General features: G+C 58.0%; 12 protein-coding genes. 11 read left to right on the top strand and 1 reads right to left on the bottom strand.

Annotated features, from left to right (window positions below):
* Window positions 1-8 precede the first annotated feature (8 nt).
* The 11 genes from mqo (at window position 9) to ptsP (ending at window position 11,865) form a co-directional block, all read left to right on the top strand.
* On the top strand, window positions 9-1,556 hold the full coding sequence (gene mqo, locus TSACC_RS11355; RefSeq protein WP_075079403.1) for a malate dehydrogenase (quinone): 1,548 nt from the start codon (window positions 9-11) through the stop codon (window positions 1,554-1,556).
* A 131-nt stretch (window positions 1,557-1,687) separates the two neighbouring features.
* Window positions 1,688-3,382, top strand: coding sequence for a 30S ribosomal protein S1 (locus TSACC_RS11350; RefSeq protein ID WP_075079402.1), 1,695 nt, complete (start codon window positions 1,688-1,690; stop codon window positions 3,380-3,382).
* A gap of 36 nt (window positions 3,383-3,418) precedes the next feature.
* Entirely contained in the window at window positions 3,419-3,754 is a 336-nt protein-coding gene (locus tag TSACC_RS11345) for a glutaredoxin family protein (protein ID WP_075079401.1), read from the top strand.
* A 153-nt stretch (window positions 3,755-3,907) separates the two neighbouring features.
* Complete coding sequence (gene recQ, locus TSACC_RS11340; RefSeq protein WP_075079400.1) at window positions 3,908-5,734, top strand: DNA helicase RecQ; 1,827 nt, start codon at window positions 3,908-3,910, stop codon at window positions 5,732-5,734.
* Window positions 5,735-5,774: 40 nt separating this feature from the next.
* The gene (kdsA, locus tag TSACC_RS11335) at window positions 5,775-6,596 is read left to right on the top strand and encodes a 3-deoxy-8-phosphooctulonate synthase (RefSeq protein WP_075079399.1); all 822 of its coding nucleotides are present in this window, start codon (window positions 5,775-5,777) and stop codon (window positions 6,594-6,596) included.
* On the top strand, window positions 6,580-7,101 hold the full coding sequence (locus TSACC_RS11330) for a hypothetical protein (RefSeq protein WP_075079398.1): 522 nt from the start codon (window positions 6,580-6,582) through the stop codon (window positions 7,099-7,101). The genes kdsA and TSACC_RS11330 overlap by 17 nt, the downstream gene beginning before the upstream one ends.
* 3 nt (window positions 7,102-7,104) lie before the next feature.
* Complete coding sequence (locus TSACC_RS11325) at window positions 7,105-7,695, top strand: LptA/OstA family protein (protein ID WP_075079397.1); 591 nt, start codon at window positions 7,105-7,107, stop codon at window positions 7,693-7,695.
* Window positions 7,695-8,474: an LPS export ABC transporter ATP-binding protein gene (lptB, locus tag TSACC_RS11320; RefSeq protein ID WP_084400401.1), complete on the top strand. Its 780-nt coding sequence runs from the start codon at window positions 7,695-7,697 to the stop codon at window positions 8,472-8,474. Before TSACC_RS11325 ends, lptB begins: the two co-directional genes overlap by 1 nt.
* A gap of 5 nt (window positions 8,475-8,479) precedes the next feature.
* Window positions 8,480-9,457 carry an HPr(Ser) kinase/phosphatase gene (gene hprK, locus TSACC_RS11315; RefSeq protein ID WP_075079396.1) on the top strand — a complete coding sequence of 326 codons (978 nt, stop codon included), beginning with the start codon at window positions 8,480-8,482 and terminating at the stop codon, window positions 9,455-9,457.
* A complete protein-coding gene (locus TSACC_RS11310; RefSeq protein ID WP_075079395.1) occupies window positions 9,457-9,765 on the top strand; it encodes an HPr family phosphocarrier protein in 309 nt (102 codons plus the stop codon). Before hprK ends, TSACC_RS11310 begins: the two co-directional genes overlap by 1 nt.
* A gap of 327 nt (window positions 9,766-10,092) precedes the next feature.
* On the top strand, window positions 10,093-11,865 hold the full coding sequence (ptsP, locus tag TSACC_RS11305) for a phosphoenolpyruvate--protein phosphotransferase (RefSeq protein WP_075079394.1): 1,773 nt from the start codon (window positions 10,093-10,095) through the stop codon (window positions 11,863-11,865).
* Between the two features lie 350 nt (window positions 11,866-12,215).
* On the opposite strand, the gene TSACC_RS11300 is transcribed toward ptsP, so the two are convergent.
* A complete protein-coding gene (locus TSACC_RS11300; RefSeq protein WP_084400400.1) occupies window positions 12,216-13,667 on the bottom strand; it encodes a carbohydrate porin in 1,452 nt (483 codons plus the stop codon).
* Window positions 13,668-13,690 lie beyond the last annotated feature (23 nt).

The following is a 13,690-nucleotide window of genomic DNA, read 5'->3' as shown; positions in this document are numbered from 1 at the left end:
ATCCCGCTATGCTAAGCGGGAAGGGAGAAGGGGCCGCCGACGTCATCCTCGTCGGGGCGGGTATCATGAGCAGCACTCTGGGGGTCATCCTCAATGCGCTGGAACCAGATTGGAAAATTTTGATCCTGGAGTCGCTCGACGACGTTTCCCAGGAGAGCAGTCTCGCCTGGAATAATGCGGGAACAGGGCATGCCGCACTCTGCGAACTGAACTACACGCCCGAACGGGCCGATGGATCAGTCGATGTTTCCAAGGCTTTGAAAATCAACGAGGCTTTCGAAATCTCGAAACAGTGCTGGTCCACCCTCGCCCAGCGCGGTGTTATTGCCTCGCCCGAGAAATTCATCCATCGGGTGCCGCATCACAGCTTCGTCCGAGGAGAGGCCAATACATCCTATCTACGCAGGCGCTTTGAGGCGTTGAAGGGTCACCATGCCTTCGACGGGATGCAATTCGCCAATACTGCCGAGGAGATCGCCGAGTGGCTCCCGCTCATGATGGATGGTCGGGAAAAGACAGAAAAGCTCGCCGCCACGCGCATGTCCATCGGCTCGGATGTGAACTTCGGCGAACTCTGTCGCCAGTTCATCGACTACCTGCGCAAGCAAGGCGCCGAGGTGCTGCTGCGCCACAAGGTCACCGGCGTCGACCGCGAAGCCTCTGGCTGGCGCATCACGGCAAAGAATCTCGCAAGCGGCGGGAAACGGGAATTCCGCGCCCCCTTCGTTTTCCTCGGAGCAGGTGGTGGCGCCCTGCCCCTTCTGCAAAAATCCGGCATCCCGGAGGGCAAGGGCTACGGCGGATTCCCCGTCGGCGGGCAATGGCTGCGCTGCGATGACCCGGCCCTGGCCGAGCGCCATTTCGCCAAGGTCTATGGCAAGGCCGAGGTCGGCACCCCGCCCATGTCGGTCCCGCACCTCGACACGCGGGTGATCGATGGCAAACGCGGGCTGCTTTTCGGCCCTTATGCGACATTTTCGACAAAGTATCTCCGCCACGGCTCGATCCTCGACATGCCGCTATCGTTCCGTCCGGACAACATGGTTCCCATGCTGGCCGCCGGTGCTCAGAATATTCCACTCACCCAGTACCTCATCGGCCAGGTCCTCCAGTCGCCCAGGCAGCGCTTCCAGGCCCTGCAGGCCTTCATTCCCATGGCGAAATTTGAGGACTGGAAGCTCGTCGACGCCGGACAACGCGTCCAGGTGATCAAGAAGCACCCAAAGCTCGGCGGCGTGCTGGAGTTTGGCACCGAGGTGGTCGCCGCCGGGGACGGTTCGCTGGCCGCCCTGCTGGGGGCCTCGCCCGGAGCCTCCACCTCCATCTCGATCATGCTCGAACTGCTGGCCAGGTGCTTCCCCCAGCAAATCTCCAGTGAGAAATGGGTCACCAGCCTCCAGGCGCTCATCCCGTCCTACGGCGAGCACCTGTTGGAAAATCGCGCCCTCTTTGACCGCGTACGGAGCTGGACGTCGGAAATCCTCGGCCTCCGCGCTCCCCTGCCCGAGATCCGAGTCCCGGCCAGCGCCGGAGTCGCCTCGTCCCAGGCCAGCTAAGCCAGTTGATTTAGATTGCCATTCCCGGATGCGGGGGTATTCTTCACGACCCGCTTCTACCGGATGAGGAATCCGGAAGTCATTGGGCCTCCGCCCACCACGAGCGGCATAACATCAACAAACTCAACAATATGGCCATCATGGCAGAACTCCAGCAACTCATCGCTAACTCCGTAAAGAATTACCGCGAGGGTAGCATTGTAAAAGGACACATTCTTGAAGTCCGTCCCCGCGAATTTCTCGTCGACATCGGATACAAGAGCGAGGGCGTAATCCCCGCCAGCGAATTTGACGACCCGTCCGAGGTCGAAGTCGGCGACGAAATCGAGGTTCTTCTCGAGCGTCTCGAAAACGATGAGGGCATGGTTGTTCTCTCGAAGGAAAAGGCCGCCGCGCGCCAGAACTGGGAGAAAATCGTCTCCGTGTTCAAGGGCGAAGGCCTCATCAAGGGCAAGGTCAAAGCCGTGGTCAAGGGCGGTCTCACCGTCAATGTCGGCGTCGAGGCTTTCCTCCCCGCTTCCCAGATCGACATCATCCCGCCGAAGGATCTCCAGCAGTTCGTCGCCAACACCTACGACTTCAAGATCGTCAAGATCAACGAAGACCGTAAGAACGTCGTTCTCAGCCGCCGCGAAATCATCGAGCAGGAACGCTCCGAGAAGCGCCAGCGCTTCCTCAGCAGCGTGAACGTCGGCGATCGCGTCCAGGGCGTCGTCAAGAACATCACCGACTTCGGTGCGTTCATCGACCTCGACGGCATCGACGGTCTCCTCCACGTCACCGACATGTCCTGGGCCCGCCTCACCCACCCCGGCGAGCTCCTCAAGGTCGGCCAGCAGATCGACGTACAGATCCTCGACATCAACAAGGACAAGGAGCGCGTCTCGCTCGGCATCAAGCAGATGCAGTCCAACCCCTGGGATCGCATCGAAGAGCGCTTCCCGGTCGGCCAGAAGATCAAGGGCAAGGTCACGAGCCTCATGCCTTACGGTGCTTTCGTCCAGATCGAGGAAGGCGTCGAAGGTCTCATCCACGTTTCCGAACTCTCGTGGACCAAGCGCATCGCCCGTCCTTCCGACGTGCTCACGCTCGGCCAGGAGATCGAGGCTCTTGTCCTCGGCGTTAACAAGGAAGAGCAGAAGATCTCGCTCGGCGTCCGCCAGCTCGAGCCGAATCCGTGGGACGAAATCGAAGTCCGCTACATGATCGGCAAGCAGGTCAAGGGCAAGGTCCGCAACATGACCGCCTACGGCGCATTCGTCGAACTCGAGGAAGGCATCGACGGCATGATTCACGTCTCCGACCTCTCCTGGACCCGCAAGATCAACCACCCGAGCGAAGTCCTCAAGAAGGGCGACGAACTCGAGGCGGTGGTCATCGACATCGACAAGGTCAACCAGCGCATCAGCCTCGGCATCAAGCAGCTCGAGAACGATCCCTGGAAGGAAATCGACGGCAAGTTCAAGATCGGCGACCTCGTCAAGGGTACCGTCACCAAGATCACGAACTTCGGCGCTTTCGTTCAGCTCCAGGACGACATCGACGGCCTCGTGCACATCTCGCAGATCAGCGAGGACCGTGTCGACAAGGTCAAGGACGCTCTCAAGATCGGTCAGGAAGTGGAAGCCCGCGTCATCAAGGTCGACAAGGCCGAGCGCCGCATCGGTCTTTCCATCAAGGCCGCGAACTACGACCAGGATGCCCTCCGCCGCGAAGCCGAGACTCTCGACACGCTGCGTCCGGGCGAGGACATGGTCGGCCTGGCTCAGGCCTTCGAGTTCGCCGAGGAAGAATATCGTCCGGGCGAAGGCAAGAAGAAGAAATAACCCTTGCCTGGTCCAAAACCTGCGTAGCTTAAAGCCATGGAAAAACCCGTTATCACAGCTTATCTCAAGACCTTCTGCGGATGGAGCAACGGCGTTCGCGCCGTACTCTCAAAGTATGACCTCCCCTACACGGAGAAGGACATCATCAAAAATCCGGAACTGCGCTTCGAGATGGAGCAACTGAGCGGGCAGCCGCTGTCGCCCTGCGTCATCGTGAACGACACGATGCTCGCGGACATCAGCGGCGAGGAGCTCGAGCAGTATATGCTCGAGAAGGGCCTCGTCGGAGCGTCGGATAAAACCACCGACGTTCCGCTAAATGCTGCTTGCACAGACGAGCAGCATGAGGCTATGGTCAAACTCAAGTTTTAAGTACGCGAGGATTTCCCTCCCGCTAAGAGCCCCGGTGCCGCAAGGCCCGGGGCTTTTTCGTTTTCCAACCCGTTGCGATCAAAATTTCCCTCTCGAAAGATCTGCACGGGTTTTGACCTTTTTCCCACCGGGAGTAAGCTCCCCGTTCTGCCCATGCCCAGCCTCGAAGACACGCTCCATCGCACGTTCGGCTATTCCTCATTTCGGCCGCTCCAACGTGAGATCATGGAAGCCTCACTGGCGGGCCGCGATGTCTTTGCCCTGCTCCCGACGGGCGGCGGCAAATCGCTTTGCTTCCAACTGCCCGCCCTCATTCGTCCCGGCTTGACGGTCGTGGTCTCACCGCTCATCGCGCTGATGAAGGACCAGGTCGACCAGCTCCAGGCCGCTGGCGTTTCCGCGACTTTTCTGAATTCCACCCTCGGTGCCGCCGAGTCCAAGAGCCGTCTGCGTGGACTGCATAATGGAGAGTATCGCCTGCTCTATGTCGCCCCCGAGCGCCTGATGCTCGACAACTGGCGCGACAACCTCCTCTCCTGGAATGTCTCCGCCCTCGCCATCGACGAGGCGCATTGTATTTCGGAATGGGGTCACGATTTCCGTCCCGAGTACCGCCAGATTGCGAAGCTCCGCGATCTCCTGCCCGACATCCCGGTCACGGCGCTCACTGCCACAGCGACGGAACGTGTGCGAGACGACATCGTCAAGCACCTGAAGCTCCGCGATCCCGAGATCTTCGTCGCCAGCTTCAACCGCCCCAACCTTCTTTATCGCGTCATCGCCAAAGACCAGCCCGCCAAGCAGATCGCAGATTTCGTTTCCAGCCGCCGCGAGGAAAGCGGCATCGTCTACTGCGCCACCCGGGCCACCACCGAGCGCGTGGCGGACGCACTGTCCAATCGCGGCCTGACCGCACGCCCCTACCACGCTGGCCTCTCCGCCGAGGAGCGCGCGCTTAACCAGGAGCTCTTCCTCCGCGACGAAGTGCGCATCATCTGCGCCACCATTGCCTTCGGGATGGGCATCAACAAACCCAACGTCCGCTGGGTCCTGCACTACGATCTGCCCAAGAACGTCGAGGGCTACTACCAGGAAACCGGGCGTGCCGGGCGCGACAGTCTGCCCTCAGATTGTCTGCTCCTTTTCAGTCCCGGCGACGCGGCTAAGCAGATGCATTTCATTGATGAAATGACTAATCCCAAGGAGAAGCAGATCGCCCGCGACCAGCTTCGCCAGATGCTTGAGTATGCCGAGACCTCGCACTGCCGCCGCCAATCGCTCCTGCGATACTTTGGCGAAGACGTCGATGAGACAAACTGCGAGGGATGCGACAACTGCCTCGAACCTCGCGAAACATACGATGGCACCATCCCAGCCCAGAAATTTCTCTCCTGCATCCTTCGTATCCGCAAGGCCACTCCGTTCGGCGTGGGCATGAACCATATCATCGAAGTCCTCACCGGCGCGGAAACCGAGAAGGTCCGCAAATGGGGCCACGATACCCTCAGCACCTATGGCATCGGGAAGGATCTGCCCCGCCCAGAATGGGCGGCCATCGGACGTGAACTTCTTCGCCTTGGATTCGTCCAGCAAACTGCCGGAGAGTATCCTCAATGGGAAATCACCGAAGCGGGACTGGAAGTGTTGAAATCGCGCCGCATGATCTCGCTCACGAAGCCTCTGGCTTCACCCAGGAAGCGTGCCCGCAGCCGCTCGGGCGAGATTTCCTGCGACGAACTCCTCTTTACCCGCCTGCGGTCCGTGCGCAAAAAGCTCGCCGACGAACATCAGGTGCCCGCCTACATTATCTTTGGCGACGCCACCCTGCGAGAGATGGCGCGAAAATACCCCACCACTGAGCGAGAAATGTCGCTTATCCCAGGCGTTGGAGAGAAAAAACTGGCCGAATATGGCGAAATTTTCTGCGATGCCATCTCGGAACACCTGTCGGTCTACCCAAAACTTGCGCAACCTGCGTAAGAGACTTGGCGAAAATCGTTAACCTCGCTAGGTTTTGCGGATGTCCCGACCTGCAGTGAAGATCGGTCGCCAGTCGATTGGCGGCAAATCGCTCCTTTTCATTCTGGGCCCGTGCGTGATTGAGACGCCGGCATTCACCCGGCGCATGGCTCGCAAGCTCCACAAAATCTGCCAGGACGAAGGCGTCCAGTTCATCTTCAAAGCCTCCTACGACAAAGCCAACCGCACCTCGATAAATTCGTTCCGGGGTACGACCGTCGAGGACGGCTGTGCCTTGCTTGCGGAAATCGGCGCAGATCTCGGAGTGCCGGTGACAACTGATGTCCACTCCCCCGAGGATATCGAGATCGCCGCCCGGTACATCGACATCCTGCAAATCCCCGCCTTTCTCTGTCGCCAGACAGACCTTATCGTCGCTGCGGCGCACTCCGGACGCATCGTAAACGTCAAAAAAGGCCAGTTTCTTGCCCCTTGGGACGTAAAAAACATCGGCGAAAAATTGAAAAACGCGAAATCTGCGGGATTTTTCTTCACGGAACGCGGAGCGACCTTCGGATACAACAACCTGGTGGCCGACATGCGCGCGATTTACTGGATGCAACAGCTCAACTACCAGGTGGTCTTTGACGCCACCCACTCGGTCCAGCGCCCTGGAGGCGCGGGAGACCGTACGGGCGGCGATGGCGAGCTGGCTCCGGTCCTCGCCCGCGCTGCTGTCGCCGCAGGCTGCGATGGCATATTCATCGAGACCCATGAGAATCCCGCCAAGGCGCTCTCCGATGGTCCCAACCAAATTCCCCTCCGCCAGCTTCCCAAGCTGATCCGGCAACTCAAAGGCATCCGCAATGAGATTCTTCGCTAGCCTCCTCCTCGCTTCGCTTGTCGTAACATCATCGCTCCCCGCTCAGGAGCAGCAGCCATCCGCCTCGCCGAAACCCGAGGCCAAGAAGGACGACAAAGCCAAAAAGAAAGATGGAGACGACAGCGGAACATCAAAGGACTTTGATATTCCGATGCCCATCAACGTCCCGGTAAAGGGCATTCAGATCCCACATTACGGCGAGAACGGTCAGTTGATCATGCTCATGAATGCCGATGTCGCTCGCAAAATCGACGACAATCACATCGAAATGGAGAATCTCAAAATTGATGCCTATTCCGATGATGGGAAGAAGTTCTATATCGAGCTGCCCAAGTCGGTTTTTAATCTCGAAAACCGTGTGCTGACTGGTAATGATCGCGTGCTCATTCGGCGTGAAGATTTTGAAATTCGAGGCGATCAGGGAGAATTCGAGACCAAAACCCGTTTTGCCAAAGTAATCGGCAACGTTCAGATGATCATCAACAGCGCCGAAAATCTTCAATAATTCATGATAATCAAGCGTTTCCTCTGTACCCTCTGTCTCATTCTCCTATCGGCTACCGCTTGGGCGCAGACCAATTCCGGAGCTTCGATGGACCCCGAGTCGTCGAAAAACGACAAAAAAGATCCCTTCGGCATGAATCCGCTCATGAAGGATCGGCCAAAGAACGCAAAGACCGAGATCACCGCAAAAAAGCAGGCCACCTTCGATAACAACGCCAATCTGGCGGAATTTGAGGGCAACGTGGTCGTGCAGGACCCCCAGTTTACCCTCTTCTGCGACAAGCTCCGAGTCACGTTGAGCAAGGACCGCAAAGGGCTTCAACTGGCCGAGGCAATGGGCAATGTCATCATCGTTCAAAATAGCACCGACGAAAACGGCAAGACCTCGAAGGCGACAGGACGTGCAGGCAAAGCGGTCTACGAGCCGAAATCCGGCGACGTGACACTTTCCATCTGGCCATCCATCCAACACGACGTCAACATGCAGAAGGCCACCGAAGAAGGCACCATCATGATCCTAAACCGATCAGGTACTTCCAAGACCATCGGAGGCAGCACCACAGTCATCGTCGAAACCTCAGAGCAGAAGTACTGATGAGCGCAGCCGCCAGCTCTCCCGAGCCCAAAACAGCCCCGGTCGGAAATACCGCCAAGCCGCTGCTGCAGACCGACAAACTGGTAAAAATCTATAATGGCCGTTCCGTCGTCAATGGCGTGGACATCAATGTCCGCCGGGGCGAAATCGTCGGCCTCCTCGGACCCAATGGTGCAGGCAAGACGACGACGTTTTATATGATTGTCGGCCTCGTCCGGCCCAATGGCGGGCGGGTCCTGTTTGAGGACAAGGATGTCACGAGCATGGCGATGTTTCGCCGGGCGCGCCAAGGAATGGGGTATCTGCCGCAGGAAGAATCCATTTTTCGCAAGCTCACGGTCGAAGAGAACATCATGGCCATCCTCGAGACCACCAAATCCACCCGCAAGGAGCGCAAGGAGCGTTGCGAAGAACTGCTGACCAAGTTTGGTATCGAGCATCTGGCCAAGAATGTCGCCCTTACCCTCTCCGGCGGTGAAAAACGCCGCCTGACCATCGCCCGCTCGTTGGTGACGAACCCTTCCCTGCTGATGCTGGACGAACCCTTCAGCGGTGTCGACCCGATCGCCGTCTATGACGTGCAGCAGATCATTCAGGATCTCCGCACGCAGGGCCTGGCCATTCTCATCACCGACCACAACGTACGCGAGACCCTGAACATCGTTGATCGCGCCTACCTGATCTTCGAAGGGCGGGTCGAGAGTCAGGGTACAAAGGACTTCCTTTTGAACGACCCGATCAGCCGCAAGCTGTACCTCGGCGAAAACTTCACCATGTAACCCCCATGCCGCGCAAATCGGTCGCCTCCACCTCCCATCAGGTCCCGCATATCACGGTCGGACATTTTTATGCCAACCATGCGGAAACCCTTGGATTGAGACTGGAAGGCGCCTCGCGCGGCTTGAACCGCAAGATTCGCGAGCCCACCATCAACCGCCCCGGGCTGGCCATCAGCGGCTTCTATAACTATTTCGCGGGCAAGCGCATTCAGGTGCTCGGTGCAGCCGAGCTCAGCTATTTGCGCAGTTTGAACTCGACGACCATGCAGGATCGTCTCAAGCAACTCTTTTCCCGCAATATTCCCTGTCTGGTCATCGCGCGAAACGCACCGATCCCCAATGCCCTGCTGGACACGGCAGCCGAGTTTGAGACCCCGGTGTTTCGCACGCACATGATCACCATGAAGTTCATCAACGCCGCCACGATCGCGCTGGAATTCGACTTCGCGCCTTCAGCCAGTGAGTACGGCAGCATGGTGGACATCCAGGGCATAGGCACTTTGATCCGCGGCGACAGCGGCATTGGCAAAAGCGAATGCGTGCTGTCGCTGATCGAGCGCGGCTACAGCCTCGTGAGCGACGACATTACCAAGGTCCGCTCCGTGGAAGGTCGGGAGCTCATCGGCATGGCAGCGGATCTTACCCGCTTCCACATGGAGGTTCGAGGCATCGGGGTGATCAACCTCAGCTCGATTTTTGGTGTGGGAAGCGTCCGAAGTGAAAAGCGACTCGATTTCGTAGTGACACTGAAAGACTGGGCGGAACTGGAAAATGTTGATCGCATCGGTCTGGATCGTGAGTATTATGAAATCCTTGGCATCAAGATCCCGCACGTTATCATCCCGGTCCGCACCGGGCGCGACGTGGGGAGGCTGGTTGAGGTTGCCGCGCTTGATCAAAAACTAAAAAGCATGGGTCAAAACAGTGCAGTTGAATTTAACCAGCGACTACTGCAAATGATGAGCGAAAGACGTATCAGATAATGGGCCTCCTTTCTCGCAAGAAATCAAACGACGACGTTCTCCGCTGCACCAAGGAGATCGTGATCCAAAATCGGAACGGCTTGCACGCCCGGCCGGCGGCCATGTTCGTGAAGATATCCAGTCGTTACCGGGCGGAAGTCTGGGTCGAGAAGGATGGCGAGCGAGTCAACGGCAAAAGTATCATGGGACTCATGATGCTGGCAGCTGGCAAAGGATCGAAGCTCCACATCGTTGCCGAGGGAGCCGACGCCGACAAGGTCGTCGCCGAACTCGACAACCTGGTTCAGACCCGTTTCGGAGAGGAATAACCTGCTCCCGGGCGTATGGGCATATCCCGTACATCCGGAGTATCTTCTCCCAAGCGATACTGCGACCAGCGGAACTGTCTCTCCTCCGCTTTCCATCCTCGATCTCAGTCTTGCAACGCATCCCGGTCCACCACCGGGCGGCGGGCGATACGTATTTGCCTGATTTTCCCGGCAAAAAGCCGCCACCAGAGTTTGCAAAAGTTTCGGCTCCCAGAGCAAAAACCACAGCGGAACATGCCCTTTGGTGGCGACCGGCAAGCAAATCTTCAAACACCGATGGTTGAAGACGTTTTGACGTGAAAGCGGTTTGCTGCTACCGCTGATTGAGTGAGCGAAACAGCGACCACTCCAAAGCCAGAACAGCGCTTTCAAGGAGTAGGAGTCGCCCCGGGCATCGCCCATGCCCAGGCCGTCATTCATTGGGTCGATGAAGAGGAGATTCCTCTCCGTAAAATCACGAACGAGGAATTGCCCGAGGAGATCGCGCGCTTTGAAGCCGCCCTCATCGCCACGCGAGCCGAACTCCTCGAGATCCAGCAGCGTATCGCGGATGCCATCGGGGCCAAGGATGCCAGTATCTTTGACGCTCACCTGCTCGTGGTCGAGGATCGCACCCTGATCGATGAGGTACTGCGTAATCTCGAAAAGCAGCGCAACAACATCGAGTACATCTTTCACCAGGTCGCGGAAAAGTACTGCCAGACACTGAGCCAGATCGATGACCCTTATCTGCGCGAGCGAGTCGTGGATATCGAAGACGTCGCCCGACGCGTCATCCGCCATCTGCTAGGCAAGGGTCCGCAGGGGTATACGTCCAATGACAAGCCCCACGTCATCGTCTCGCACAATCTGACGCCCTCCGATACGGCGTCGCTAAATCGCTCCCTCGTGCTGGGATTCGCCACGGAGGTGGGCAGCAAGACGTCTCACTCGGCCATCATGGCCCGCTCGCTGGACATTCCGGCCATCGTGGGCCTGCATGGGATCTGCTCCAAGCTCTCCAACGGTGATGACATCCTGATCGACGGTTACACGGGCCTGTTGATCATCAATCCGACCCCGGAGACCCTTCATGAGTACGGCAAGATCGAGAGCCGGAAAGAAGAAGTCGAAGAGCGTCTTGAGCTCATCCGCGATACTGTCTCCGCGACGCAGGAAGGTCGGCACATCATCCTGTCCGCAAATATTGAGCTTCCCGAGGAAGTCGACGACGTCATCTCAAGCGGGGCGGAAGGCGTTGGGCTTTACCGCACGGAATTCCTCTATCTGAACCGGGAGGAGCCGCCGGACGAAGAAGAGCAGTTCGAAAACTACCGCTTGGTTGCCGAGCGAGCCAAGCCCCACTCCGTCATCATCCGCACTCTGGATATCGGAGGTGACAAACTCTCCGAGAGCCTGGAACTCGAGGAAGAGGAAAACCCCTTCCTGGGCTGCAGAGCCATTCGGTTTTGCCTGCAAAATCCGGATATTTTCAAGACCCAGCTCCGAGCCATCCTCCGAGCCGCTGCCCTGGGTAATGTCCGAGTCATGTACCCCATGATTTCGGGCGTGAGCGAACTCCGTCAGGCCAATGCTCTGCTGGAGGAATGCAAAGTCGAGTTGCGTGAACGCGGAGTGGAGTTCAATCCCGACATCGAAGTCGGCATCATGATCGAAGTCCCCAGTGCGGCCTTGTGCGCCGACCTGCTGGCCCGTGAGGCAAAGTTTTTCAGCATCGGCACCAACGACCTCATCCAATATTCCATCGCTGTCGATCGCGGAAACGACAAGATCGCTCATCTCTACGAGCCAACGCACCCTTCCGTGCTCCGGTTGATCAAGTCTGTAATCGAAGCCGCCCATCGGAATAACATCTGGGTGGGAGTCTGCGGCGAAATGGCTGGCGACATTCAGTACACTCCCCTTTTAATCGGTCTGGGAGTGGATGAGCTCAGCGCCAGTTCTTCTGTCGTCCCGCGAGTGAAAAAGGCCGTGCAATCCCTTTCCCTGGCTACATGCCAGACATTCGCCAATGAGGTTTTCGAGGCTGATACGGCCGAGGTTATTCTGAAAAGATGCATCGAGATCGCCCGCGCTCACTACGGCGAATTGCTCGACTAGCGCACTTTCGGTGGGAGGCGTTTTCCGCCCAGCCAAACGCCCTGAAGGTCAGGCCCAATCGGACAGGTAATCTGCGGCGTCTGCACGCCTCAGCCTGTTTGTAGATCGGAGACCGCTCGCCGCTGCCAGAGCTAAGTTCATCCCGACAGTTCGGTCTGTCGCACTGAATCGACTACAGCTTTTTTTCCCTTGGAACTCCCTCGGCCACACTGGAATTTCCCAGATTCGATGTGCCCAATTCAGCGAAATCCCTCGCCTGAAGTTTATCTGTCCCCTTGTGGAAAAAAGAAACCGCCGCCGGGAGGAGAGGCCCGGCGGCGGTTCACACTAGCTACCTAGAGAACGAGAACTTAGAAGGTCAGACCGTAGGTGAAACCAAGGACGGTCGCATTCTGGACCGCGCCGGTACCATTCGGCTGGATGATGTACTGAGCCATCGGCTGGAAGTACGCCCACTTGTTGAGCTGGATGCGGTAATCCCATTCCAGGACGATCGAGTAGTTCGGCTGGTTCACCACACCACGGTCCTGAAGGGCCTGGATATTGTAGAAGCTGTACGAGCCGTAGCCGATCGCGAAGGCGAGCTGATCCTCGTCGCGGGACGGGATGAGACCGGTATAAACCGCACCCGACTGGAAGTAGAAGGGATAGAGGTTGTTATACTTCGGAGCGAAGCTGATCAGGTTGAAGAGCGACAGACCCTGCTTCGAGAGCTCAGGCTTGGACTCCGCGACAGGAGCCTTGAAGCTCTTGCCGTCGGCAACCGACTTGCCATCAGAAGGTCCCTTGCCCAGAGGAGCGGGAGCCTCGGCCGAAGGTTCGCGGTAAACCATCTGGTCAGCCTGGAAGTAGAAGCCATAGCGCCCATCGTAGTTCTGGCCGAAATACGAGGTATTCTGCTGCTCGTAGTAGTAGCCACCGAAGGCATATTTACCCGGGAGCTTGGACGAGCCGATCTTCGGAGTGAAGCCGGTCTCACCCATGAAGAAGAGGCCATTCTGGTTGGGGTCCTGAGCAAAACCCTGGTAAGCAAGACCATGGTTGCCGCTGGCGGTGGCCTGCGGGTAGGACATGAAGAGACCTGCCTTGGCATAGTACCACTCGACCGGCTTAACCTTCAGCGTACCGCCCCAGGTCGAGAAGCTGGACGAGAACGGGATGTTGCCACCTACGCCCTTGGCACTGTTGATCGCGTTGTTCGAAAAGAGCTTGGAAAGCGGCTGATCGATGAACTCGCGGTTCGGCTGAAGCCAGCCGCCACGCAGAACGATCATGTCCTTGACCGGCAGGAGATTGGCCGTGCCGATTTCCATGCCGAAGGACATCATGCGCCACTGGGTGCCCGACTGCCAGTTCGACGGGTTGAACATGCTGGAGGCGTCGACGAACTGATTCGGATTCGAGGCCTGACGGGGATCGCGCCAACGCACCACTCCGAAGGCCTTGACGCCTTCGAGGGCTTCCGTTTTGAGGAGCTTGCCGAAATTGAGGTCACCCGTGAAGGTCAGCTGCTGATCGTAGAAACCACGGGAGCCACCGGCGCTATCGACGACGCCGAAGTAGGCGCCTTCGTATTTTCCGCCAAGGGTGAGGCCGTTTTCTTCGAGGGTGTCGCGCAGACCGAACCAGTTGCCGGTCATGTATTTGCCATCCCACCAGGTCTTGAGCAACGAGTCGGAGGAGGAAGATTCCTCGGCGACAGTCGTCGTGGGCGTTCCAGCGTGAACGGATGTTGCGATAAGGGTTGAACAGACTGCGGCACTAAAAAATGAGCGCCACGGCAGGCTTGTCGGTAATTTCATAGGAGAGATTTAAGGCGGTGCCG

It is taken from the genome of Terrimicrobium sacchariphilum, assembly GCF_001613545.1.
GTDB lineage: Bacteria > Verrucomicrobiota > Verrucomicrobiia > Chthoniobacterales > Terrimicrobiaceae > Terrimicrobium > Terrimicrobium sacchariphilum.
The sequence above is the reverse complement of the archived record's forward strand: the minus strand, read 5'-3'. Positions and strand labels throughout refer to the sequence as shown.

Coding starts and splice junctions, on each gene's coding strand:
- mqo (WP_075079403.1), top strand. CDS start 9: ATGCTAAGCGGGAAGGGAGAAGGGGCCGCCGACGTCATCCTCGTCGGG.
- TSACC_RS11350 (WP_075079402.1), top strand. CDS start 1,688: ATGGCCATCATGGCAGAACTCCAGCAACTCATCGCTAACTCCGTAAAG.
- TSACC_RS11345 (WP_075079401.1), top strand. CDS start 3,419: ATGGAAAAACCCGTTATCACAGCTTATCTCAAGACCTTCTGCGGATGG.
- recQ (WP_075079400.1), top strand. CDS start 3,908: ATGCCCAGCCTCGAAGACACGCTCCATCGCACGTTCGGCTATTCCTCA.
- kdsA (WP_075079399.1), top strand. CDS start 5,775: ATGTCCCGACCTGCAGTGAAGATCGGTCGCCAGTCGATTGGCGGCAAA.
- TSACC_RS11330 (WP_075079398.1), top strand. CDS start 6,580: ATGAGATTCTTCGCTAGCCTCCTCCTCGCTTCGCTTGTCGTAACATCA.
- TSACC_RS11325 (WP_075079397.1), top strand. CDS start 7,105: ATGATAATCAAGCGTTTCCTCTGTACCCTCTGTCTCATTCTCCTATCG.
- lptB (WP_084400401.1), top strand. CDS start 7,695: ATGAGCGCAGCCGCCAGCTCTCCCGAGCCCAAAACAGCCCCGGTCGGA.
- hprK (WP_075079396.1), top strand. CDS start 8,480: ATGCCGCGCAAATCGGTCGCCTCCACCTCCCATCAGGTCCCGCATATC.
- TSACC_RS11310 (WP_075079395.1), top strand. CDS start 9,457: ATGGGCCTCCTTTCTCGCAAGAAATCAAACGACGACGTTCTCCGCTGC.
- TSACC_RS11300 (WP_084400400.1), bottom strand. CDS start 13,667: ATGAAATTACCGACAAGCCTGCCGTGGCGCTCATTTTTTAGTGCCGCA.